25 protein-coding genes are annotated in these 23,997 nt (G+C 40.3%); 17 read left to right on the forward strand and 8 right to left on the reverse strand.

Going from position 1 to position 23,997, the window contains the following annotated elements:
- The first annotated feature begins 169 nt into the window (after positions 1-169).
- Positions 170-2,041 (forward strand): M1 family metallopeptidase, encoded by a 1,872-nt coding sequence (locus BUE31_RS15850; protein WP_234997843.1) that lies wholly within the window; start codon positions 170-172, stop codon positions 2,039-2,041.
- A gap of 51 nt (positions 2,042-2,092) precedes the next feature.
- On the opposite strand, the gene BUE31_RS15855 is transcribed toward BUE31_RS15850, so the two are convergent.
- Together BUE31_RS15855 and BUE31_RS15860 are read right to left on the reverse strand one after the other, a co-directional pair.
- Positions 2,093-2,476, reverse strand: a complete 384-nt coding sequence (locus BUE31_RS15855; RefSeq protein ID WP_073404771.1) for a YciI family protein — start codon at positions 2,474-2,476, stop codon at positions 2,093-2,095.
- A gap of 27 nt (positions 2,477-2,503) precedes the next feature.
- The gene (locus BUE31_RS15860; protein WP_073404772.1) at positions 2,504-3,073 is read right to left on the reverse strand and encodes a hypothetical protein; all 570 of its coding nucleotides are present in this window, start codon (positions 3,071-3,073) and stop codon (positions 2,504-2,506) included.
- A 191-nt stretch (positions 3,074-3,264) separates the two neighbouring features.
- Here BUE31_RS15860 and BUE31_RS15865 point away from each other — a divergent pair, with 191 nt between their 5' ends.
- The 3 genes from BUE31_RS15865 (at position 3,265) to BUE31_RS15875 (ending at position 6,202) form a co-directional block, all read left to right on the forward strand.
- A complete protein-coding gene (locus BUE31_RS15865; protein ID WP_073404773.1) occupies positions 3,265-4,542 on the forward strand; it encodes a metallophosphoesterase in 1,278 nt (425 codons plus the stop codon).
- A 222-nt stretch (positions 4,543-4,764) separates the two neighbouring features.
- On the forward strand, positions 4,765-5,247 hold the full coding sequence (locus BUE31_RS15870; RefSeq protein WP_143167139.1) for an Lrp/AsnC family transcriptional regulator: 483 nt from the start codon (positions 4,765-4,767) through the stop codon (positions 5,245-5,247).
- A gap of 4 nt (positions 5,248-5,251) precedes the next feature.
- Positions 5,252-6,202, forward strand: coding sequence for an EamA family transporter (locus BUE31_RS15875; RefSeq protein ID WP_073404774.1), 951 nt, complete (start codon positions 5,252-5,254; stop codon positions 6,200-6,202).
- A gap of 161 nt (positions 6,203-6,363) precedes the next feature.
- Here the strand turns inward: BUE31_RS15875 and BUE31_RS15880 are convergent, their stop codons facing one another.
- A complete protein-coding gene (locus BUE31_RS15880) occupies positions 6,364-7,407 on the reverse strand; it encodes an ATP-binding cassette domain-containing protein (RefSeq protein ID WP_073404775.1) in 1,044 nt (347 codons plus the stop codon).
- Positions 7,408-7,766: 359 nt separating this feature from the next.
- On the opposite strand from BUE31_RS15880, the gene BUE31_RS15885 reads away from it, so the two are divergent.
- The 5 genes from BUE31_RS15885 (at position 7,767) to BUE31_RS15905 (ending at position 13,662) form a co-directional block, all read left to right on the forward strand.
- Positions 7,767-8,183, forward strand: a complete 417-nt coding sequence (locus BUE31_RS15885) for a DUF1003 domain-containing protein (protein ID WP_073404776.1) — start codon at positions 7,767-7,769, stop codon at positions 8,181-8,183.
- An 81-nt stretch (positions 8,184-8,264) separates the two neighbouring features.
- A complete protein-coding gene (locus BUE31_RS15890; RefSeq protein ID WP_083619998.1) occupies positions 8,265-9,242 on the forward strand; it encodes a lysylphosphatidylglycerol synthase transmembrane domain-containing protein in 978 nt (325 codons plus the stop codon).
- 172 nt (positions 9,243-9,414) lie between these two features.
- Positions 9,415-11,190, forward strand: coding sequence for an aromatic amino acid hydroxylase (locus BUE31_RS15895; protein ID WP_073404777.1), 1,776 nt, complete (start codon positions 9,415-9,417; stop codon positions 11,188-11,190).
- Between the two features lie 249 nt (positions 11,191-11,439).
- The gene (locus BUE31_RS15900) at positions 11,440-12,144 is read left to right on the forward strand and encodes an SDR family NAD(P)-dependent oxidoreductase (RefSeq protein WP_073404778.1); all 705 of its coding nucleotides are present in this window, start codon (positions 11,440-11,442) and stop codon (positions 12,142-12,144) included.
- A gap of 81 nt (positions 12,145-12,225) precedes the next feature.
- Positions 12,226-13,662: a PAS domain S-box protein gene (locus BUE31_RS15905; RefSeq protein WP_073404779.1), complete on the forward strand. Its 1,437-nt coding sequence runs from the start codon at positions 12,226-12,228 to the stop codon at positions 13,660-13,662.
- Between the two features lie 177 nt (positions 13,663-13,839).
- Here the strand turns inward: BUE31_RS15905 and BUE31_RS15910 are convergent, their stop codons facing one another.
- The 3 genes from BUE31_RS15910 to BUE31_RS15920 form a co-directional block, all read right to left on the reverse strand.
- Positions 13,840-14,115, reverse strand: a complete 276-nt coding sequence (locus tag BUE31_RS15910) for a hypothetical protein (RefSeq protein WP_073404780.1) — start codon at positions 14,113-14,115, stop codon at positions 13,840-13,842.
- 102 nt (positions 14,116-14,217) lie between these two features.
- A complete protein-coding gene (locus BUE31_RS15915; RefSeq protein WP_073404781.1) occupies positions 14,218-14,739 on the reverse strand; it encodes a hypothetical protein in 522 nt (173 codons plus the stop codon).
- Positions 14,740-14,748: 9 nt separating this feature from the next.
- A complete protein-coding gene (locus BUE31_RS15920; protein WP_073404782.1) occupies positions 14,749-15,081 on the reverse strand; it encodes a single-stranded DNA-binding protein in 333 nt (110 codons plus the stop codon).
- Positions 15,082-15,226: 145 nt separating this feature from the next.
- On the opposite strand from BUE31_RS15920, the gene BUE31_RS15925 reads away from it, so the two are divergent.
- The 3 genes from BUE31_RS15925 to mnmD all read left to right on the forward strand — a co-directional run bounded on the left by BUE31_RS15925 (position 15,227) and on the right by mnmD (position 17,918).
- A complete protein-coding gene (locus tag BUE31_RS15925; protein WP_073404783.1) occupies positions 15,227-15,586 on the forward strand; it encodes a hypothetical protein in 360 nt (119 codons plus the stop codon).
- Between the two features lie 257 nt (positions 15,587-15,843).
- Positions 15,844-17,196, forward strand: a complete 1,353-nt coding sequence (locus BUE31_RS15930) for an MBL fold metallo-hydrolase (RefSeq protein WP_073404784.1) — start codon at positions 15,844-15,846, stop codon at positions 17,194-17,196.
- A 50-nt stretch (positions 17,197-17,246) separates the two neighbouring features.
- Positions 17,247-17,918 carry a tRNA (5-methylaminomethyl-2-thiouridine)(34)-methyltransferase MnmC2 gene (gene mnmD / locus BUE31_RS15935; RefSeq protein WP_073404785.1) on the forward strand — a complete coding sequence of 224 codons (672 nt, stop codon included), beginning with the start codon at positions 17,247-17,249 and terminating at the stop codon, positions 17,916-17,918.
- An 83-nt stretch (positions 17,919-18,001) separates the two neighbouring features.
- Here mnmD and BUE31_RS15940 read toward each other — a convergent pair whose 3' ends face one another.
- Together BUE31_RS15940 and BUE31_RS15945 are read right to left on the reverse strand one after the other, a co-directional pair.
- Positions 18,002-18,823: a hypothetical protein gene (locus BUE31_RS15940; protein ID WP_073404786.1), complete on the reverse strand. Its 822-nt coding sequence runs from the start codon at positions 18,821-18,823 to the stop codon at positions 18,002-18,004.
- Between the two features lie 112 nt (positions 18,824-18,935).
- Positions 18,936-19,685, reverse strand: coding sequence for an ankyrin repeat domain-containing protein (locus BUE31_RS15945; protein WP_073404787.1), 750 nt, complete (start codon positions 19,683-19,685; stop codon positions 18,936-18,938).
- A 140-nt stretch (positions 19,686-19,825) separates the two neighbouring features.
- Here BUE31_RS15945 and mazG point away from each other — a divergent pair, with 140 nt between their 5' ends.
- The 5 genes from mazG (at position 19,826) to BUE31_RS15970 (ending at position 23,972) form a co-directional block, all read left to right on the forward strand.
- Complete coding sequence (mazG, locus tag BUE31_RS15950; RefSeq protein WP_073404788.1) at positions 19,826-20,629, forward strand: nucleoside triphosphate pyrophosphohydrolase; 804 nt, start codon at positions 19,826-19,828, stop codon at positions 20,627-20,629.
- Positions 20,630-20,691: 62 nt separating this feature from the next.
- Positions 20,692-21,141 carry a hypothetical protein gene (locus BUE31_RS15955; protein WP_073404789.1) on the forward strand — a complete coding sequence of 150 codons (450 nt, stop codon included), beginning with the start codon at positions 20,692-20,694 and terminating at the stop codon, positions 21,139-21,141.
- A gap of 164 nt (positions 21,142-21,305) precedes the next feature.
- Positions 21,306-21,872 (forward strand): RNA polymerase sigma factor, encoded by a 567-nt coding sequence (locus BUE31_RS15960; RefSeq protein ID WP_073404790.1) that lies wholly within the window; start codon positions 21,306-21,308, stop codon positions 21,870-21,872.
- Positions 21,853-23,214, forward strand: coding sequence for a hypothetical protein (locus tag BUE31_RS15965; RefSeq protein WP_073404791.1), 1,362 nt, complete (start codon positions 21,853-21,855; stop codon positions 23,212-23,214). The genes BUE31_RS15960 and BUE31_RS15965 overlap by 20 nt, the downstream gene beginning before the upstream one ends.
- The gene (locus BUE31_RS15970; protein WP_073404792.1) at positions 23,211-23,972 is read left to right on the forward strand and encodes an outer membrane beta-barrel protein; all 762 of its coding nucleotides are present in this window, start codon (positions 23,211-23,213) and stop codon (positions 23,970-23,972) included. The genes BUE31_RS15965 and BUE31_RS15970 overlap by 4 nt, the downstream gene beginning before the upstream one ends.
- Positions 23,973-23,997 lie beyond the last annotated feature (25 nt).

The raw sequence follows: 23,997 nt of genomic DNA on the forward strand, positions 1-23,997 counted from the left end.
ATTAAAGCCCCCTAATCTTTGAGTTTAAAAAGCAAACACGGGCGAAGCTAAAGTCTCCCCTACCGGGGGAGATTTAGAGGGGGCTTTGATGATTTCAGATTTGAGGAAAATCCTGAATACTGATTTTTTAAGTTTTGATTTGATAAATTACTGAATATATAAATTTTAAATGATGGCCTCATTTTACAAGTTATTATTCCCAATGGTGATATTGGGAAGTATCAATACCTATGCCCAAACAACATTGCAGGTACCTGTAAACTTACAGGCCACCTATACCAAAGGTACCCGCACAACTAACGGCGCACCAGGTAAAAATTACTGGCAAAACAGCGCGGATTATACCATTTCTATAAACTTTAACCCAATTAACCGGTTGCTTGATGGTACGGTATCTGTTGATTATACCAACAACAGTCCGGATACATTGGATGAGATTAACCTAAAGCTGTATCCTAATCTTTATAAAAAAGGCGCTATCAGGAACATGCCTGTTGCTGCCGTGGACCTTACCGATGGCGTTAAGATAAAAAAGTTAGCAATTGATAAAAATGATCAAGACACATCCCGCTGGACAATTGACGGCACCAATATGACATTGAAGACCACACCCATATTGCCAAAGCAAAAAGTACATTTTGATATTGCATATTCATACACGTTAAATAAAACTTCGCACATCCGTACAGGCCAGGTTGATTCAGGCGCTTTCTTTATCGCTTATTTTTTTCCGCGGATTGCTGTTTATGATGATATTGATGGCTGGAACCAAAACCATTATCGCGGCAGCGAAGAATTCTATAATGACTTTTGCCATTTTAACCTGGCTATTACAGTGCCGGGCAATTATAAAGTTTGGAGCACCGGTAACCTTAAAAATGCAGGCGAGGTTTATGCGTCAAAAATAGTTGCGCGGATCCATGATGCTGAACTAAATGATAGTGTAACTGATATTATTACCGAAGCTGAGCTGAAAGAACAAATTACCGCAAACAAAGCCGCTAATACCTGGAAGTTTGAAGCGGATAGCGTTACAGACGTGGCCTTTGCCATTAGCAACCATTATATATGGAAAGCAAGCAGCTTGGTGGTTGACCCTAAAACCGGCAGGCGCACCCGGGTTGATGCTGTTTTTAATCCAAATCATAAGGATTATTTTGAGGTGATAAATTATGCCCGCAAAACGGTTGAAGCCATGAGCTATCAATTCCCAAAATGGCCGTACCCATATGCGCATGAAACCGTTTTTGATGGATTGGACCAGATGGAATACCCAATGATGGTAAATGATAACCCTACCCCAACGGCCGAAGATGGCATTGAGCTAACCGATCACGAAATTTTTCATACCATGTTCCCCTTTTATATGGGCGTTAATGAAACCAAGTACGGCTGGATGGATGAAGGCTGGGCAACCATAGGCGAATGGACCATAAGCCCTATTATCGATCCAAAAGTTACCGACTTGTTTGGCGTTGAAGCCTATGCGCAAAGCGCCGGGAAAGAGGAAGATCAGTCAATCATTTCACTTACCACCCAGCTTAGCGGTGCAAGCGGCTTTACAGACTCCTATCCAAAGCCGGGTCTTGGCTATCTGTATGTTAAAGACATGCTGGGCGATGCATTATTCACGAGGGCCCTGCACAACTACATAACCCAATGGCATGGCAAACACCCAATGCCGTTCGACTTTTTTAATTGTATGAATGCCGGAGCGGGTAAAAACCTGAACTGGTTTTGGAAAAGCTGGTTTATTGATGGCGGCATCCCTGATTTGGGAATAGGCAAAGTTAGCAACAACCAAAAAGAGTATTCAGTGGTCATAAACCGTGTTGGCAGCAAACCCATACCCGTAGACCTAACTATATTTTACACCGATGGCACTACGCAACAGATCCACCAAAGCGTAGCCTGCTGGGCAAATGGCGAAAAATCTTATACGGCTAACTTTACTGCAAAAAACAGCGTTACTAAAATAGTGCTGGGCGGTAGTTATGATCCGGATTCGAATAAAGGGGATAATGTTTGGGTAGCGAAGTAAAATTCAGCTTTGTCAACTTTTAAAAAGTTGACAAAGCTCCTTCTATTCAATTTATTCCCCTTTCGGATAAGCATAAGAAGTAGATTCTTCCACCACTTTTATCGGGCGGACCTCAATCCTGGCGGTTGTGGTATATTCAAATTCAGGATTGCCTTTTGCAATGGCAATTGCATCGTCCAGGTTATTTGCAAGGATATGATAATAGCCAACAATTACTTCTTTACCTTCATTAAAAGGCGTTTCCATCCATTGGTTGTTTGAGCCCGACAGCATCTTCCCTTCCCGGATAAGCGGTTGCGCTCTTTTAAGGTTTCCATTTTTTGTCAGTTTTTCAATATAAACCCTGCAGGCATTAAGAAAATCCTGGTTCTTTTCGGGCGAAAAAGCAGCCTTGCTATCGCCTCCATTGCGGATTAGCAGCATAAATTCTTTCATAATTATTGAGTTTTTAATTAATTCAAATCAAAACCGCATAAATAGCCTGTAAATGTAAGTAAGCTCATAAAGCATAAATAGTATTACCAGCACACTATGAAACTTTTTGTTATTACTGTTTATTGCAATAATACAAAGTACAATATGACTTAGATTCCTTACCGGGTATTCCCAGTTATAATGCGCCAGGTAATATTCTTTTCCCTTAATAAGGGTATCAACAAAATCAAGCGCAAAGGATAAAGCCAGGAAACCAAAAAACCATTTCTTCCTTGAGTAAAAATAATCAAAGAAGCCGTTGTATTCTTGAAGATCTTCGGGTAACAGGATAGAACATATAAAATAGTAAACGGAGATATAGCAGATCAGGAAAAAATAAATTTCAAAGTTCCAGGAGGTTATCGTCCTTAAATGCGATTCCCACCACCAAAAGTGAATAATTAAAAGTAAAACATAAATACACCACATTAAATGCACCCAATACGGCCTGCCCTTTTTAGGGTGTTGTACAAACTTTACTATTCCTTTTAACAGGTGCGTAATACTTAAGCCTAAAATTATGGCTAAAATGGTTTTAATATGATCAAAAGCATTCATTACGGTTTTTTAATATTAAACGGACATTACATATGTCTGCCCGAATAAATGTATTAATAATACTCATTTAAAACAAAGCACAGTAAATTGCCCCAATAAATAGCTGGTTATACAATTAATTACTTCTCGCCTCAAATTTTACCCTCCAATTACCTTTCCTTTTATAAATTGCAGGCTTTTAATTAATTACTATGCACAGAGGTGGTTTTTTTAAGATATTTTTAATTATTGCTGCTATCAGTTTATTATTAGACTGGTACGTTTTTAACGGACTAAAAACTTTTACGGCTGATTGGCAATCAGAACGTTTACGCCAGCTTGTTAAATGGGGTTACCTGGTAATTTCAGTTGGGGTAACTGTTTTGTTTATTGGCGGCTTTGGCAGTTTCAGCACGGCAAAAGGCATGACGCCCTTTCACGAGTGGATGCTGAGCCTGTTCCTCACTTTTTTTATTACCAAAATATTTTTTGTGCTGATTTTGTTTTTGGGTGATATTGGTCGTTTCTTTTACGGGATAGTAAGCAACGTAACCAAACCTGATGGTAAAGTTATTGAACCATATTTCCCGGCAAGGCGTAAATTTATAAGCGAGGCTGCCATACTGATTGCCGCCTTTCCGTTTACCGGGTTTATGTATGCCATGTTTAAGGGTAAATATGATTACAAGGTGCACCGCACAACGTTGTATTTCGATGACCTGCCTGATGCATTTGACGGCTTTACCATTACCCAGCTATCTGATATTCATTCCGGCAGTTTTGACAATACCGATGCTATGCAGCGCGGCATTGACCTTGCAAAAGCGCAAAAAAGCGACCTATTTGTTTTTACAGGCGACCTTGTGAACAACGCAGCCTGGGAGATAGAACCTTACATTCCAAATTTCGGCCAGCTTAAAGCGCCGTACGGGCAGTTCTCTATATTGGGCAACCATGATTATGGCGATTATATTGAGTGGGCCAGCGAGGCCGAAAAGGCGGCGAACCTGGATAAGCTTAAAGAGCACCACAAAGCATTAGGCTATCGTTTAATGCTGAATGAAAATATCGACATTGAAAAAAATGGTCAAAAGATCTCACTTATAGGCGTTGAAAACTGGGGAAAGGGCTTCATCCAATTAGGCGACCTGGATAAAGCATTAAAAGGCGTTGATAAAGACGCCTTCAAGATCCTGCTCTCGCACGACCCTACCCACTGGGAGGAAAAGGTGCGCTATAATCCAACAACTATTCATTTAACGCTGGCAGGCCATACCCATGGTGCACAGTTCGGGGTTGAGGTTGCCGGTTTCAGGTGGAGCCCGGTACAATACCGCTATCTTGACTGGGCAGGTTTAGTAAATGAAAAGAACCGTTACCTGTACGTTAACCGTGGCTTCGGCTTTTTAGCGTTCTCGGGGCGCTTAGGCATCTGGCCTGAGGTTACTGTTATAACGTTGAAGAAGAAGAGATCAGAGGCTAATGTCTGAACCCTGATTCGCTTGACTAGGAGATTTCTTGATTTACCAGAGGCAATTGGATCATGTAATCCTAAAATCCTTCAATCATGGTTCAAAACAGGAAGGTGCAAATTATTTCGCCACATTCACTCAAATAGACGTTTAAACACACAAAACGTACTTTTGTTGAATTAAATTCATTTTTTAAAATACTATTTTGAATATAGTTCTAAAATAGTGTAATATTACAGTATGATTAACGAAACAGAGATCATACTGGATAAAACAGACCTGCACATTTTACGCTTAATGCAGGAGAATGCCCGCATCAGCAATGCCGATCTGGCACGCGAGCTGGGCATGGCGCCATCAGGTATCCTGGAGCGTGTAAAAAAACTGGAGCAAAAAAATGTGATCAGGCAATATACCGCGCGTATTAGCCCCGATGCGTTGCAGCAAAAAATGCTTGCCTTTATTTTTATGAAAGCTGCCGATGGGCCCGGCTGCAACGATACAGCTAAACAACTGGCCACTATTCCCGAAGTACAGGAAGTGCACCATGTTGCCGGTGATGATTGTTACCTGGTAAAAGTTCGCACTTACGATTCGGCCTCGCTAATGCATTTGATGCGGAACGAATTCAGCAAGATCCCCAACCTTTTAAGCACCCGCACCACCATAGTGCTCGAAACGGTTAAAGAACAACAACAATTGGTTATACCCGAAAAATTATAAGCTCATGCCTTCAACACAAAAATCAGCATCACCCCTATTAGTTATCATTGCTTTTGCAACAGTTTACATTGTTTGGGGGTCGACCTATTTTTTTATCCGCCTGGCTGAACAAGGTGGGATGCCTCCATTTTTACTGGGAGCAATCCGCTTTACCATAGCCGGATTGTTAATGATGGGCTGGTGTGTAATTAAGGGTGAAAAGATTTTTGTGAAGAGAGATATTATCAATGCGGCAATAACCGGGGTACTTTTGCTGTTTGTGGCAAACGGCATTGTAATATGGGCCGAGCAAACTTTACCAAGCGCAATGGTGGCCATCCTGGTATCATCAGCACCCATATGGTTTGTGCTGCTTGATAAGCCAAACTGGGGCATCAACCTAAAAAATAAGGCAACCATAGTTGGGTTAATAATTGGTTTTGCCGGGGTAATCATATTATTCAGCGAGCAGATCGGGAAAATATTTGACGGTGGCGGCGCATCAAAATTACCATGGATGCTGTTATTGCTTTTAGGTACTATTTCATGGGCTGGTGGTTCTCTTTTTTCAAAACACAGGCCTACATCTGGCTCTGCAACCGTAAGTACGGCATGGCAAATGCTAAGCGCGGGGTTTGTGTATATCCCGGTTAGCTTTATCCATAATGAGTATGCGGGTTTAAACTTTCACAGCATCCAAATTACAAGCTGGTTGGCTGTGCTTTACCTGGTAATTTTTGGTTCAATTGCTGCATTCAGTGCTTATGTATGGCTATTGCAGGTTCGCCCGGCAACACAGGTAAGCACTTATGCCTATGTGAACCCGGTTATAGCAGTAATATTGGGCGTTGTGTTTGCCGGCGAAAATATTTCGTTTACCCAATTGGCAGGGCTGTTTGTGATATTAGGTAGTGTGCTACTGATTAATTTGGCTAAGTACAGGAAGGAAAAACTGGAATTGAGTTTAGTTGAGTGAGTTTCTCACATCCGTCATGCCGAATTTATTTCGGCACCCCACAGAACAGGGTCGCTTATATGGTGTATACTTAGCGTGTGAGGTGCTGAAATAAATTCAGCATGACATAATCGTTGCCAATTTCAACAACTTTTCGAACCCTTACAACCTCTACAACCTAATCACAACTCCTTCGGCAATGACCTTGCGGGGGTCTCCCATTTACCAAATTCAAAATAATCTTCAATGCTGATGCTGATTTTGCTGCCTATATCGTATTTACCCTTAGTATAGTTGTTTGCCCTTAAAATAACACCATCGCGTGCGATGATCAGCTCTTCAAAAAAACCTTTGAACAGGATCTGTTTAACTGTCCATTTATTGCCGAAACCCTTGCCAATTTTAACATGCTCAGAGTAAACCACTACTGTGCCACGTTTGCTTTTAATGCTGCAGCTTTTAGCCTCTGCTGATGTAAGCTGACAACTGCTGGCCAATATTTGTGCGGTATATAAAAGTTTGGGCGAATTATATAGCTCCTCCGGGCTTCCGTTTTCAACAATTTCGCCTTCTTTTAGTACGATCAATTCATCGGCCATTGATAAGATCTCGGCTGGGTCATGCGAAACCAAAACAATCGTTACTCCCCACTCCTTCACAATAAAGCGGATGTCGTGCTGTAAGCCTTCACGATAAGTAGCGTCCACCTGGTTAAAGGGTTCATCCAGCAAAATAACCTCGGGTTTGCTTATCAGCGCCTTTGCAATGGTTACCCGTTGCTTTTCACCCCCGCTTAATTTTCCAAATGGCTGGTCTTTAAGCGGCAATATATCCAGCATATTTAATGAATCGGTTATTTTTTTCTCTTCCGTATCCAGGCCGAGCTCGCCAATTCTTAACCCCGATCTTACGCTCTCCCATACCGTTGCATCAAGATCCATATCGGCATTGTTTTGGGTTACCAGGCGCATCGCCTCGTGGGCAGGCTGCAGCTTTTCCTCGCGCTTTAAAATGCGTTCCTCCTTAAAAAAAACCTCGCCGCTATCGGGCTGCAATAATCCAAACAGCAAATTCAACAAGGTGGTTTTGCCGCTGCCGCTTTCACCAACAATTGCAGTTACTTTCCCTTTCGGAATAAATATGGTTACATTATTAACTCCCGAAGATTTATCGCCAAAATAATTTTTGGTAACCGATATGGTTTCCAGGATCATGTCATCTTGCATAATGAGCTCAGGTTATCTCTTTTTAATAATTAAATAGACGGCTATAAAAGCAACAAGAGCGTTTCTTTTTAGCAGGTAAATATCCCCAAACCTAAACTATAAAAGTTTATCATAAAAATGAAATATGCTTTTTGTAAGAAACAAGAGGTCAGGAATCAAGAGACAAGAATTAAAAGATAAAAGAATGCATCAAACTCCCATCCATAAATACCAATAGGTAATGCCCTGCGAAACCAATTTTATGTATTTTTCTCCCGATTCCTGATTCTTGACTTCTTGTCTCTTGATTCTTTCCCCGGGGCTCTTATTTCTTGTTTTTTGTCTATATTTAACACCGGAAATTAAAATTAAATCCCCTTATGGAACATCACAAAACATGGCATCAAATACATCAGGCCTCATTAGGATTTGGCCAGCGCCTGGCCGATAAAGTAGCAAACGGAATGGGCTCGTGGCGCTTTATCATTATTCAAACTCTTATAGTTTTGGTGTGGATGGCGCTTAATGTGATAGGATTTGCATATCATTGGGACGTTTATCCATTTATTTTGCTAAACCTTCTTTTCTCAACCCAGGCAGCTTATGCGGCGCCGATTATCATGATGGCCCAAAACCGCCAAAGTGAGCGTGACCGCGCCCAGGCCGATGCAGATTACAAAACAAATTGTGAAGCCAAGGATGAAATAGAAGAATTGCTGCAAAAACTAAATTCCATTGAAATAGATAAGCTGGATAAGATCCTTGCACTGTTGGAGAAAATGGATAAAAAGGGTTAAAACAGCCCCTTTTACGTCATATATCGGCATTTATATATTCATCAGCTTACAAATATTTCCTTTTTGCTACCTTTGCATCCCATGACTAATATTCAACAAGCCATAGTAAACGAAGCTGAAGAAGAGATAAATCCCAAAACGCCTAAACAACGGTTTTGGAATGTAGTTAAAACTATTTTAAAGATAGCTGTAACGGTAGCATTACTGGTTTGGGTTTTCAGTAAGGTTGATATTAATAAAGTTAAACTAAGGCTTCTTGAAGCAAATTATTGGTGGATGCTGGCTGCCTTTTTATGTCTTGCTTCGTCAATGATAGTTTCGGCATGGAGGCTGCTTAGTTTTTTTAAATCAATTGGCTTAAAGTTAAATCCGAAGTATAATTTAAGATTATACTTTTTGGGTCTTTTTTATAATTTCCTCCTTCCCGGTGGAATCGGTGGCGATGGTTATAAAATGTACCTCATCAATAAAACCTATAAAACCCCGGTTAAAAAACTTTTTTGGGCTGTAATGTTCGACAGGTTGAGTGGTTTGTGGGCAATTGGTTTAATAACCGTTGCTTTAATATTTTTAATTCCGCAGATAGATATTCATATTGGCATCCCGCTGGGCATATTTGCAGCCGGTTCCATAATTTATTACTTTGTGGCTTACAAATTTTTCAGAGACTATACACATAAATTTTTTGAAGCACATGCTAAAGCCCTGTTATTGCAAAGCTTACAACTGCTTACTATAATCTGTGTAATTTTAGGCCAGCCCGAATTTCATGAGGCAGGTTTTCACGGTAAATTCTCCCCTTATTTATTATCTTTTTTAATTTCGGCACTGGCATCAATTATCCCAATTACTGCCGGTGGCGCAGGCGCACGGGAAGCTATATTCACAAAGCTATCAAACGTGTTCCCGATGATCCCTGATCTTGCCATTTTCCTGGCTACTTCATTTTATTTGCTATCGCTTGTTGTGGCATTGTTTGGCGTTTATTATGTTATCCGCCCAAGCCGCTTACAGGAAGGATTACCGGCAGAAAAAATGGATGAAAACGATATTGTTTAAATTACACTAAGCAAAATTTAATTTGCAGTTTTATTGTTGTTAAAATAAATTCAACCTATCAGCAGCATAAATACTTCTTAATAATTTTGTAAATTTCCTGTTTATAAGTATCACATCTGTTTGCCCGTTAAACTAATTTCTTAATTTTGTGCTTTCCAACAAACCAAAATTAATGTCTAGTTTTAATGATTTTGGCAACCCGCAGGTTGCTGCATTACCCGCACATCTAAAGCAATTTATAGTAGATCAGCATTATGAACATTATACGCCTGTTGACCATGCGGTGTGGCGTTACGTTATGCGGCAAAATTATAGCTATCTGAAGGATGTAGCCTATTATCCATATATCCCCGGTCTTGAAAAGGCCGGCTTATCCATAGAAAAAATTCCCAGCCTGCAGGAAATGAACGATGCCCTTGCTAAAATTGGCTGGGGCGCGGTTACCGTTGATGGTTTTATACCTCCTGCTGCTTTTATGGAGTACCAGGCTTACCGCGTTTTGGTTATTGCTGCCGACATTCGCCAGCTAAAACACATTGAATATACACCTGCGCCGGATATTATTCATGAATCGGCAGGGCATGCTCCTATAATTGCTGATAAGGACTACCACGAATACTTGAGTTATTTTGGTTCGATAGGTGCCAAAGCCATGTTTTCGGCCCAGGATTTTGAGCTTTACGAAGCCATAAGAGCCTTATCGATATTAAAAGAAATGCCAGATGCTGACGCAAATGAAATAAATAAAGCCGAAGAATTGCTGGCTCATCGCCAGGAAAACATGGGTGAGCCATCGGAAATGGCTTTATTGAGCCGCCTGCACTGGTGGACGGTAGAATACGGACTGATCGGCAACCTTGCAAGTCCTAAAATTTATGGTGCAGGATTATTATCATCAATTGGCGAAAGTGCAAGCTGTATGGATAGTGATATCAAAAAGATACCATATACCATTGATGCCATAAATTATACTTACGATATTACAAAAACCCAGCCCCAGCTATTTGTTACCCCTACTTTTCAAAACCTGATAGATGTGCTGGAAACATTTGCCAACACCATGTCGTTCAGAAAAGGTGGCGTTTATGGTTTGCAAAAAGCTATAGAAAGCAAAAACACCTGTACTGCAGTTTATAGCTCGGGCTTGCAGGTTTCAGGCACTTTTACTGATTTTAAACAGCATAATAACGACCCTGTGTTTGTAAAAACTACAGGCCCATCGGCATTAGCCGTTGATAACAGGCAGCTGAAAGGACATGGCAAGGATTATCATAAAGACGGATTCAGCTCGCCTGTTGGAAAGCTTAATGGACATGCAATGCCATTGGAAAATTTAAGCGTTGAAGAGCTTAATTATTTTGGTATTGAGCAGGGTAAAACCACTGAATTAAATTTTGAAAGTGGAATTTCAGTTATCGGAGAGGTAAAAGAAATTATTACATCAAACTGCAAAACACAGCTTATTACTTTCACCAATTGTACAGTTAAGGGCAAAGCAGGTGAACTATTGTTTGACCCAACCTGGGGTGTTTATGATATGGCAGTCGGCGAAAAGATAGCGTCTGTTTTTTGCGGTGCGGCCGATAAGGGAGAGTTTTTAGAAATAGCCTACAAATCTGATACGCTTACGCATCATGCCGCTTACGACAATAATACCATTGAGCTGCACAAGCTTTACCAGCAGGTGCGCAACCGCAGGCACAATGGCGGAGATTTTGGCTTTTTAGGCAACGTTTGGCTAATGCTTCAAAAAAACCACCATGATGACTGGCTTTGCGCCCTAGAAATTTTAGAGATCCTGGATCACGAGGAGATAGAGCCAGACCTGGCTGCAGAAATAAGAAGTTTTCTTGAACAAAAAGCAATTAATGAGCCTGAATGCAAAAAGCTGATTAATGATGGGTTTTACTTAATTAAGCACCCGGTTGAACAAAAATTGGTGGTTTAGGGAAATGTTTGTAAAATTTGTCCCCGCAGGGTCTGTCATCGACGACCCTGCGCGATGTTTGTGATTAACGAAGGCTCATTGCAGTGTATAAAGCCGGCTATTTTCACATCGAAAAAGTTCATCCAACGCAGGGTCGTCTATGACAGACCCTGCGGATACGATTTTATTTTATTTAAAAAATATTCTATTCAGCAAAAATTGGTGGTTTAGGGAAATGTTTGTAAAATTGAGCCACTAACTACGCTATCCATGAATATTATTGTAACAGGCGCCAGCAGCGGTGTGGGTTTTGAAGCAGTGCTCGAGCTTATATTATCGGGCAAACACAAGGTAATAGCGCTATCCCGCTCGCAGGACAAGCTGGAACGCTTACTGGAAATAGCGCATGGCCTGAATCCGGATGCAGAGATCTTTGCTTTAGCTTTTGACATTGTGCATGATGATTATGCAGGTTTACAGCAATTCATCAACAGTAACTTTGATAACAGGGTTGATGTACTGATCAATAACGCCGGGGTGTTAATAAATAAACCATTTAGCCAATTGCAGGAATTGGATTTTGTAGAAATGCTGCAAAGCAATTTTATAGGCCACGTACGCATTATACAGGCACTGCTTCATTTAATGTCAAAGGGTTCGCATATTTTAAATATTGGTAGTATGGGCGGTTTCCAGGGTAGCGTAAAATTTGCAGGGCTATCAGCATATTCTGCAAGTAAAGCTGCATTGCATACCTTAACAGAATGCCTGGCACTTGAACTGGCTGACCGCGAGATAAAGGTTAACTGCCTTGCGCTGGGATCGGCACAAACAGAAATGCTCGAAAAAGCTTTCCCGGGTTATGATTCGCCTGTAATGGCCTTTGAAATGGGTAAATATATTGCCGATTTTTCTATAACCGGACACAGGTTTTTTAATGGCAAAATTTTACCAGTTGCAGTAAGCACGCCATAATAGCAATATATTATTTAGGTTTATCAGAAAAATATCTTTAATTTTAGATTATTCCGATATAGATACCTAATCCTATTCAAAATGGGTTCCAGGCTTACCTTTCTTTTCGACCAATCAAGTGATTTCTTTTGTATTTTAAACAAGGACGGAAATATAATTAAAACAAATCCATCTTTAAGAGAGGTTCTTGGGTATTCGGAATCAGAACTGATAGGACAGAAAGCCAGTGACTATTCGCATCCTGCTGATACTAAGAGAAGAGAAGATCTTTTTAAAAACCTTTTGGTTAATAAGAAAATTAGCGGTCATGAAATCCGGATGAGGGCCAAAAATGGGCGCTACTACAATATAAGCTGGTCAATAATCTTAAATCCAGATGATAACCTTATCTATGCAATAGGTATTAATTTAACCGGTAATTTTAATAACCCCGGCAATGAAGATAACATCGGCAATATTCAGCATATTATACAAAGCTTTAATGAAGGCTTCTTCATTATTGATAACAACTGGCAAATAACTTCATTTAATCCGGCCTTCCAGGCAATAACCGGGCTAAAAAGTGAACAGCTTGAAAATTTCAATTTCAGACAGCTTGAAAATTTAGGAATTACGGATAAGGTACTGGATGAATTTGAAAGCGCCTTTAAAGGAAATTTATCCACTCAGCTTCAATATTTCAATGCTTATTCAAACAGGTGGTTAAGGGTTAATATTTATCCCTATAAAGATGAAATAGCAGTATTTATAAGGGATATTACCAATATCAAGATCCAGCAACTAATACTTGCGCTCGAAAAGAACGTGCTCGAATTAAATGCTTCATCATTATATGCTTTGCCACAAACCGTTAACGAACTGCTAAAAGGTATAGAGGAAATATTTCCCGATATGATCTGTTCTGTTTTGGAAGTTAATGATGCCCAGGAAAAATTACGCCACCTGGCAGCCCCAAGATTACCCGATGTATATTGTAAGGCTATTGACGGAACCGCAATAGGGCCAAAAGCAGGATCATGCGGCACAGCGGCATATCACCGCAGCCAAATAATAGTAAGTGACATTGAAACAGACCCGTTATGGGATGATTACAGACACCTGGCCCTTCCGTATAGCCTCCAGGCTTGTTGGTCAACCCCTATTATAAGTTCAAACAGTTCGCAGGTGCTGGCCACTTTTGCCGTTTATTATACAAAAAAAAGGGCGCCCAAACCTGAGGAATTACAGATGATTGAGCGTACAGCAAATATCCTTCGGATCTTAATTGAAAATAAAAAAACCAATGACCATGTTAAGGACCAGAATAAAAGACTGCAGGAAATTGCATCCATAAGTTCGCACGAAATCAGGAGGCCTGTCGCAACTATTTTGGGCCTGGTTAATTTATTCGACCTGAATGCCCCGGATAACCCCATGAACAAAGAGATAATTAACCACATTGATATTACGGCAAAAGAGCTGGATGCCGTAATTCATACCATTGTTGAAAAGACCATTTATTTGAAGGGCGAGGGATAGGTTAGAGTTGATTGAGTTGGATTAGGTTGATTGAGTTGTAATAAGTTATTTTTTTCAAGGTGTGAACAAATAAAATATAAGCTTAACTTACTCATATAATATCCTTTAAATATTCGTGACATATAAAACCATTACCTAATAAATTTAGGCAATGGTAGAGTTATTTGATCATGATGTTTATTTTTTCAGCATAAGCACTACTATAGATAGCATTACAGCAAGCTGACTTACCCAAAAAATGAACATCCACTTTACAGAAGCACCTATGTCTTTACTAAGATCATATTTTACTTTCGCCAAATCTTCTTTCGTAGCTAATGTTTTTATTGTTGCTTCCACTGATCGTTCAGTTTTGTTATCAATGTATTTGAACATGGCTTCGGTTGTATCGCTACCTAATTTATCGCTTAACAATTTGTAGAGCCGGGCTGTTTCTTTTGCTTCTAAGTACATAACAAATATAATAAATTTGGTTGATTAGGTTAGGTTGAGTTGAATAGGTTGAATCCTGTAAATTACCCAAAGGATGCTGGTTAGGGTCCTTTGGATAATAGTTTATTTTTTTGCTATCAGCTCAAGCTGCTTTTTAATTATTTCAGATTTACTATCTTTTATATCATAATCAAAGGCTCCCATAGAGGTATTGATCCGTATTACCGATAATTTGCCACTTAACAGTGCAGCTACATCATCGTCTGTTAATTCAAAAGCTAAAAAGCTTTCCGTCACATCTGGCGTTGCATAAGAGATAAGCGATGACTGTGCATCAAAAGCCGATGTAATTTCCAAAAGTTTACCGTCGGTAAATTTTATAATAGCCTTATCGCCCTTCAACACATAATAATATATATTCAACCCATCTTTTAAATGAAAATATAACGCCCAATAATTTTTACCCCTAACCATGTTGCCTGCCAGGTAATGCCCTGGCAGGGTGAACGGATTTGACAATACCTGCTCCTTGACCGAAAGTGTGACATCGCCGGTGATCTTGTCCCGCTGTGGTTTTTGAAGTTTTTGAGCATTAGCACTGCACACAACGGATGCCATAAAAGCTATCAGGAGATACTTTTTCATAGAGCAGCACTATGATTTAAGCTTTATAAAATCATTTACTACTACTTCTGTAGCATAGCGTTTAACGCCGTCCTTATCAACCCAATTTTTATTGGTTAGCTTACCTTCAATGGCTACTTCGTCGCCTTTTTTAAGGTAATCGCCAATAAACTTTGCCTGGCTGCCCCATGCAATTAAATTGTGCCATTGAGTTTCTGTAATCCTTTCACCTTTATCGTTTTTATAGGTTTCATTGGTAGCTATTGAAAAACGAGCTAGTTGTTTGTTATTGTCAAAGCTTTTTACTTCGGGATCCATACCCAGGTTGCCTACAAGGCGTACACTGTTTCTTAATGAGTTCATGTTTTTTAAATTTTAATTTGTTTTTAATTGACACTACAAAGGTGAGCAGTGCCCCAAAACTTACCCGGTTATTAACCGCTTATAGTCGACAATTTCCGTTTGCAACCGTTTGCAAACGGATAATATTTTACCTATCTTTAGCCAGATGAATGAGGAAAGACTATGCCTTGATTGCGGCACAACGCTGCATGGCAGGGCTGATAAAAAGTTCTGTAATGACCTTTGCCGCAATAATTACAACAACCAGCTTAACAGCAGCAGCTATAATTTAGTACGAAACATCAATAATATCCTTCGCCGTAACCGGCGGATCCTGGAGGAATTAAACCCGGGCGGTAAAACAAAAACCACCCGCAAAAAACTTTCGGCAAAGGGTTTTGATTTTGAGTACCATACCCGCAGCTATCAAACTCAAAATGGTAAAACCTATCACTTTTGTTATGAATACGGCTACTTACCTTTAGATAATGATGAGTTTTTACTGGTGAAAAGAGAAGAAGTTTGATTGATTTCGGAAGTCGGATGTTCGATTTCGGATTTTTTTAATGCGAAAGTCGAAATGCCGATTGCAGAATTTGTTGAAATATGGAAGATTACCCCCAAAAGAGAAGGTCTCAAAGACATTTTGTCAATAGCAACCATCTATTACCGAATTCCGAAATCGAACATCCGACTTCCGAAATAACTAACCCAGCGTCATATTATTGCATAAATTCGAAATCGAAATTCCGAAATCCGAAATAACATTATCTTTGCACCCAAATGATAATCCAACAATTTTACGACAAGGGATTAGCGCACGGTTCATACGCGCTTATCAGGACCGGAAAGATGATAGTGATTGATCCGGCCCGCGATCCGCAACCCTATTATGATTTTGCTGCTCAGCATGACGCCGATATTACGGGCGTGATAGAAACGCACCCGCATGCCGATTTTGTAAGCTCGCACCTGGAGATCCATGAAACTACCGGTGCCGTTATTTATACAAGTAAGCTAACAGGCGCTGAGTACCCGCATGAAAGTTTTGACGATGGCGATATAATAACATTAAACGATATAAAACTGAAGGCCATAAATACACCCGGCCACTCGCCCGATTCGATCTGCATTTTGGTAGAGGATGAGGAAGGTAAGGAAACAGCCCTGTTTACCGGCGATACTTTATTTGTTGGTGATGTGGGCAGGCCAGATCTGCGCGAAAACGTTGGCAATATCACCGCCAAAAAAGAAGAGCTTGCCCGCCAGATGTATCATTCAACCCGCGATAAGTTAATGAAGCTACCGCACAGTGTAATAGTTTATCCGGCCCATGGCCCGGGTTCATTATGCGGTAAAAACATGAGCCCTGATCTGCAAAGCACCATAGGCCGCGAGCTGCGCGAAAATTATGCTTTACAGCTGATGGACGAATTGCAATTTGTTAAAACGCTTACTACCGATCAGCCTTTTGTACCAAAATACTTCGGACATGATGTTGAGACAAATAAAAAAGGTGCGCCATCATTTATAAACAGTGTTGATGCTGTTTTAAAGCTTGATAAGGATGCCGTATTAGAAAAAAACATCCTTGTTATTGACACCCGCCCCAAGCAGAATTTCAGGAATGGACATTTAAAAGGTTCAATTAACCTGCAGGACGGTGATAAATTTGAAACCTGGCTTGGCTCAATAGTTAGTCCTGATGAGTTGTTTTATTTAATAGCAGCTGATGAAGCTCAATTGGATATAATGATAAAAAAGGCTGCTAAAATTGGCTACGAGCAAAATATTAAAGCGGCTTTGTTAAATCCAGCTACTGCTGCTGAAAAACTACCTGACCTTGACCTTGATGATTTTGTGCACAAAACAGAAAACTATACTGTAGTTGATGTGCGTAACAGGAATGAAACTGAAGAAAGGCTGATATTTAATAGCGCTGTTACCATACCCCTGCCTGAATTACGCGAAAGGATCGGCGAGATCCCTACCGGTAAACCAATAGTTGTACATTGCGCAGCGGGCTACAGATCTGCGGCTGCAGTAAGCATTATAATTGGCAAGATAACTAATGTGCCGGTTTATGATTTAGGCGAAGCGGTTGTGGAAATTGCTAATCAGAAGGCAGCCGTTTGACTTCGGTAGTAATCGGTGTAATCCTTTTAAAATCGGTGTAATCATAAAATATGCTCACAATAGTACAAACCGCCGACGGATCAAATACCATTTACAACCCGCAAGTTGGTGAAAACTACCATTCAAAACATGGCGCCTTGCAGGAAAGCAGGCATGTTTTTGTGAACTCGGGCTTGCAGTATTTTTTGGATAGAGCCGGAAATTTGGAAGCGCCTGTTTCCATTTTAGAAGTTGGTTTTGGTACCGGTTTAAACTTTTTGCTAAGTGCCGATCTTTGTGATCAAAAACAGATCAACCTAAACTATACCGGAATTGAAGCCTATCCTTTAACAAAAGAAATGATCGGTCAAACCGGGTATGAACAATATATTTCAGCAGAATTATGGCAGCAATTTAATGCACAATATTCGCCTGCTTTAAGCGGCGAAGTATCCATAAGCCCCAATTGCAAGCTGCAAATTGCCAACTGCCCGCTGCTTAACTTTCAATCAACACAACAATACGATATTATTTATTTTGATGCCTTCGCTGTGGCATACCAGCCTGAAATGTGGGACGACGCAGCCATTGGTCATACTATACAATACTTAAAGCCAGGCGGTGTATTTGTTACCTATGCCATTACAGGCAATTTGAAACGGGCTGTAAAAGCATTAGGCTGTAAAGTTGAGAAAGCGCCTGGTGCGCCTGGCAAAAGGGAGATGCTAAGAGCGGAGCGCTGATGTTAAGCTGATTGATTTGATAAAGCTGATTTGATGGAAACAGCTTTGTCAACTTTTAAAAAGTTGACAAAGCTAACCCGCTATTAAAGTTTAAACCCTACATTAAATTTCATTGTGAAGCCATTGTTTGCAGGTAATTCTCTTACGGCAAACTCATTTAGCGTGGTTACACTGCGTGTTGCATAAATAATGGGGCCGCCACATAATGTGAATGAAAAACGGGAAGCTGCAGGGGCATAATTTAATGAAGGGCCAATTAATAGCCGGGCGCCGCCTTCGGCCTCATTAGTTTCCCAAAAACCTTCCAAATCTTGCCCAACAGCTTCAAAGCCGCCAAAAAGCTGTCCGCTAATTTGCCTGTGGACACCAACGCTGCTTATTACATCCAGGTTGTCCCGGTTTTTATCAAATGCTTTCTCAAATCTTACATTAGCGCCAAGTTTCCATTTCAGGTTATCATAAGCGGCAGTTATGCGGCTTAAAGCTACTTTATCATTATTAAACTCACGCCTGAAACCAAGGCTTCCCCCTACCCTGATACCTTCGGCGGCATTCCCGCCAATAAAATCGCGCAGAACTTCGGCTTGTTGTAAGCTATTAACGGAGCCCTTGTTGCCAAAACCTACCCCCATTGATGCAACTAAGGTAAACTTAGCCCCCAGGTAGCCTTTAACAGAAATATTTTGATCCACCCCGTCATAACCCAATGGGGTTACCGTATGCTGCCCGTAACCACCCGAGTAATTTAAGCTCCAGCCTTGTGCGGCCGGATTAAGCGCATTAATAGTAAATAAAAAGGGCTGTGGCTGTGCAATTGAGGTATTTAAAAGTTGCGGGTTTATGGTTTGAGCTTTAGCCGCAACAACTAACGTAAACAGTAAAATTAACAGGTAAATTTTTTTCATGAGCCTATGTTTAGATGTATTTCAAATTGCTGCTAATTAAATATATTTAAATGAACTTTACATTAATAAGTTGATAAATTAAGCGGTTATTAAATTTTTAAAGCCTCATGATCTAACCTCTCACTAAATAAGCATTCGGAACATTCTTAGGCGTGTAATCAATTCCGAAGGCATGCTTAATCAATAGCGATACAACTTCGGTTACCGTTTTTTCCTTGCGGTGCATTTGCGGTAGTGAGCCCATCATGGCATAGCTTATTGGGTTTACTGCGGGGATAAAGGTTTCCCATTCATATCCCTTGCCCCATATAATTCCCTTAACCATAATAGCCAGGTCTGCAGAATGCTCAAGCAGGAAATGCAGCATTTCAGCAGAGTTATGGCTGTTTTGATTTACGGTATGAAAAATTGGGGTATGTCCGCCAAAACCATATTCATCTAACGCTGCTTTCGCATTTACGTCTGCTCCATTTTGTACCAATATCATTGCACAAGCAATACTGTTATATTCTGCGCAGAAATGCAGCAGCGTGCCACCAGTTAAAGGGGCATAAGTATTGTTGAACAATGAATAGGTTTTGGATACAATAGCTGCATCACCATCGATCAATTCTTTTAACCCTTCGGCATCATCAATAAAAACAGCCAGCAGGGCCTTATCTTCAAACTGCAGGCCGGCATTAATAAATGCTTTTACACAATCTTTAAACCGGGGTGTACGGGTGTACATTTCTATCATCATGGTAAAAAGGGGCATACCATCATGAATTTCATTAGGGTTGCCGCCCTGTTCAAAGTACCCGTTGATCCCTTCAACAGAATGTACTTCAATATCATAAAGTATTTGTTTATAGTCGGGCATTATATTAAGTTTTAATTTGTTATATAAAGTTATTTAAATTTCTCAAACTCAATATTCTCACTGCAAACTTTTTATCTTCCGGACTTTCCGTCTTTCGGACTTTCGGACTTAAAATCTTACTTTTACCGCAAACATATTTTATGCCCTTAACACCCCCATCTGCCGCATCAACACCTGAAACTGCCTTTACCAGGCTGCTTACCATTATGGACGATTTGCGCCTTAACTGCCCATGGGATAAAAAGCAGACACTTGAAAGCTTGCGCCATTTAACCATTGAAGAAACCTACGAGCTATCAGATGCTATTTTAAGCGCCGACATGCCCGAGATTAAGAAAGAGCTGGGTGATATTATGCTGCATCTTGTTTTTTATGCCCGCATAGCTTCGGAAACTAACGATTTTAATATTACCGATGTATTAAACAGCATTTGCGATAAGCTGGTTAACAGGCATCCGCATATTTACGGCGACGTTGAAGTGCAGGATGAAAACGATGTGAAGCGCAACTGGGAACAGATAAAGCTAAAAGAAGGAAACAAATCGGTATTAGGCGGGGTGCCTGCATCGTTACCAGCGCTGGTAAAAGCATCGCGCATACAGGAAAAGGCCCGTGGCGTTGGGTTTGACTGGGAAGAGAAAAAGCAGGTATGGGCAAAGGTTGAAGAAGAATTACAGGAATTTAAAAATGAGTTTAACGCTGAAGATGAAAGCACTATTGACCACGAAAAAGCTGAAGGCGAGTTTGGCGACCTGCTTTTTTCTCTTATTAATTATGCCCGGTTCATAAATATTAACCCGGAAGATGCTTTGGAGAAAACAAATCGTAAATTTATAAAGCGTTTTCAGTACCTGGAGCGCAAAGCTGCCGAAAACGGGCAACAGTTACAAAATATGAGCCTTGCCGAAATGGATATATTTTGGGAAGAAGCCAAAAAAATTTAAAATATGCTGATAATTGTAGCGTTGATAAAAAGATCAACGTAACCAATTAAACCATTATAACTATGAAACTAAAATTACAATACCTATTACCGTTATTGGCTGTTTTGGCCACCGGCTGCATTGGCGGGACGAATAAAAATAATAATAATGTAAGCCCTATACCTGACGGAAACTATACCGGCCAGTTCAGGCTTTTGCATATACACACCAATAGCACAGATACCGTAAAAACAAATATTACGCTTACTTTGTCAAATTCTGCAGGTACTTATAAAGTTACCGGTGATACGGCAACAGTACATGCTGGCAGTTATGGTAATTACGCAGGAAATTCGGCTACCGGTTTAATCACTTTTGAGGATAAAACTTATTCAAGTTCCGCACCTTTTACAAAAACACATCTTGCCGGTACCTATAACTATGTGTATGATGGTACCGTATTCCAAATGAAAGCTATAGGGGCACTAGATACCCTTGAACTGCAGTATGATCTGAAAAAGGTAACTAACTAATAAATTTACCGCTTATTTCACAACAAGCCGGATTTATAATTTGTATATCTCCCGTTTAAATAACTCTTCCGTAAACTAAATTTCAATTTATTGTAGCGAATTTATTCCTGGTTTCGTACTGGATATAAATGATTAATAAATTTGAGCTGAATTAAACACATTTGATGCATCAACCGCGGGGCATTGCTGAAGATGAAATAATTAGCAAGTGCAAAACAGGCAGCTTAAAATACCAGGAATTGCTGTATAAGCAGTTCTATGGCTATGCCATGGGTATTGGTTTGCGCTATAGCATTAACCGCGATGATGCTTTAGAGGTTGTTAACGATGCCTTTATTAAAGTATTTAACAGCATAAAAAACTACAACAGCGACAGGCCTTTTAAAGCATGGCTGCGCACAATTATAGTTAATACTGCTATTGACAGGCGGCGCAAGGACCTGAAATTTCAGCTGCATGTTGAAATTGACAACGCAATGCCAATTAGCAGCAACACAAGCGCAATTGAAAATTTAAATGTGCAGGACATTTTAAAGCTGATGCAGCAACTACCGGCAATTCAACTTACCATTTTCAATTTATATGAAATAGACGGGTACAGGCATGACGAAATAGCAAAATTATTGGCTATACCCGAAAGCTCATCAAGGGTTTACCTGAGCAGGGCTAAAGAAAAATTAAGAAACATGTTACGATCAGAAGCACATAACCATGGACGATCAGTTGGATAACGACTTAAAGAATCGCATACGGGAGGTGTTCGATAATTTCGAAGACACATCTGCCGATGAGGGCTGGTTGCTGCTAAGGGAAAAATTTCCTGAAGAGCAATCAAAGCGCCGCGCGTTAGCCTGGCTGTGGTGGGGTGGTGCTGCAGCTGTGTTATTGCTGTTTTTTGGAATTGGCTTATGGATAAAAAACGCGCAGGATCAGCCTAAAAACAACCTTGTTAAAATAGTAAAACATCCTAAACACGAAGATTTAATAGTTAAAAAAACGCAGAAAGATACTGTTACCAGCGCCGCGCCTATTAATGCCGCGCCAATTAAAGAAAAAGGTATTGATAAAAACGAAGCCGCTGCCCATAATTACCAGGCAAGTTTATTACGCCCTGCTGCATCGTCAAATAAAACCGGCAACCAAAAACCTGCCAGGCCTGCTTATGGTTTGCCTGTAATTGATACCGCTGGTAAAAACACATTTATAGCTAAAAAATCAATCGATAGATCAACCGACAGCATAAAAAACCCCATTAACAAAACTGCAGCGCCACAAATGGCTATTGCCAATGAGCCAAAAAACGAAAAACCAAAATCATTGGTGATCCAGGAGAAGAAACCTGAAAAATCAATTATAGCGATGTTTAATGATGATAAAGGTGAAAAAAAACCAAAAACCGAAGATGCGCAGCTATCAAAAAAAGTTCGTTTTGCTGTATATGCGGCCACCTACTTTAACTACTCAAAGGGAAGTGCCAACCAGGTAAATGTAGGCGCAGGCTTTTCATCCGATATTAATATTAGCAATAATCTTAAATTGGTAACGGGTGTTTCCATTGCGCAAAATTCTTTAAGTTATTCGGGCTTTCCTTCGGCGGCGGCTTCTGCCAAAAGCAATCTTTTTACCCCCTCAACAGTAGGTTCGTCAATGAACTTTACGGCATTATCAACTCCAAGTGTTAAAAATTATAACGCCAGCCTGGTTGGGCTTGATATCCCCATTAACCTAAAATATGAGTTTAATCCGCAAAAAACTGATGCCTATATTTCAATGGGACTAAGTTCAGGAACTTTTATTGATGAATCATATACTTACAAGTACAACTACCCTTCATTCCTTTCTGATAAGCTGCAACAAACAACAGATCAAACTACTACCGGGAAAAGTTTCGGCAGCTTTTACTTTGCAAAAACACTGAATGTAGCTTTTGGAATTGGCTATCCTTTTGGCAAAAACCGCCTTATTCTTGAGCCGTTTTTAAAATACCCGCTTGCTGGTATCGGCTCGCAAAACCTGCGCTTCGGTGCCGGTGGGATAAACCTTAAACTAAACTTTCAATCGTCACATAAATGAAAACACTTTTACTAACCTTAACCGCACTTTTTATTTTAACGGGTGTAAATGCACAAAAAATAGAACTGTCGGTGCTGGCCGGTCCGGGGTTGTTTCATTATTCTGGTAAATCAACAACTGCCACCTCTTTTATTTTGCAGGGGGCAAGTGATCAGAACAGTTATACCAATAACCCATATGGTAACAAAAACGGTTTTAGCTATGGCGGCGGTTTACAAGCTCAGCTTGTAAGCAGGGGCGGATTTATCATAGGCCTGCAAGCAGGATATGATGTTTTAAGAAGCAAGGTTGATATTAACGGGGTATACCCATACCAGCTCCAATTTGAGCTGCAAGCGCCATCATATTACGCCCAGAATCAGCCTTTGCCTGCAAAAGGAGCATCGTACTTAAAAAATCAGCTTATAAACATCAGCCCTTATATTGGGTACCGGGTAAATGGCAAAAAAATCAGTATTGATTTAATGCCCGGCTTAGACATTGGCTTTAGCACAAGCGCTTATGATAAAGGCAGCGCCACAACTACCACAGACCCTGCAACTACCTATAAAACAAACAGGCAGATAACCAATGTACCAACAGATGTGCGGCTTAAATTTGGTGCGGCGTTAAACTATAACCGCTATGCCCTGATTGCCTCCTACGCACATGGCTTAACCAATTATGAATCAAGAATGATTGGTGATGGCGCACCTGTACCTTCCTACGAAGCGCACAGCGAACTTTTTAAATTAGGAATTGGGTATAGGATAAATTAAGCAGAAAGCTAAAAGGCGAAAGCTT

The organism is Mucilaginibacter sp. OK098, assembly GCF_900142915.1.
In the GTDB taxonomy this organism is placed as follows: domain Bacteria; phylum Bacteroidota; class Bacteroidia; order Sphingobacteriales; family Sphingobacteriaceae; genus Mucilaginibacter.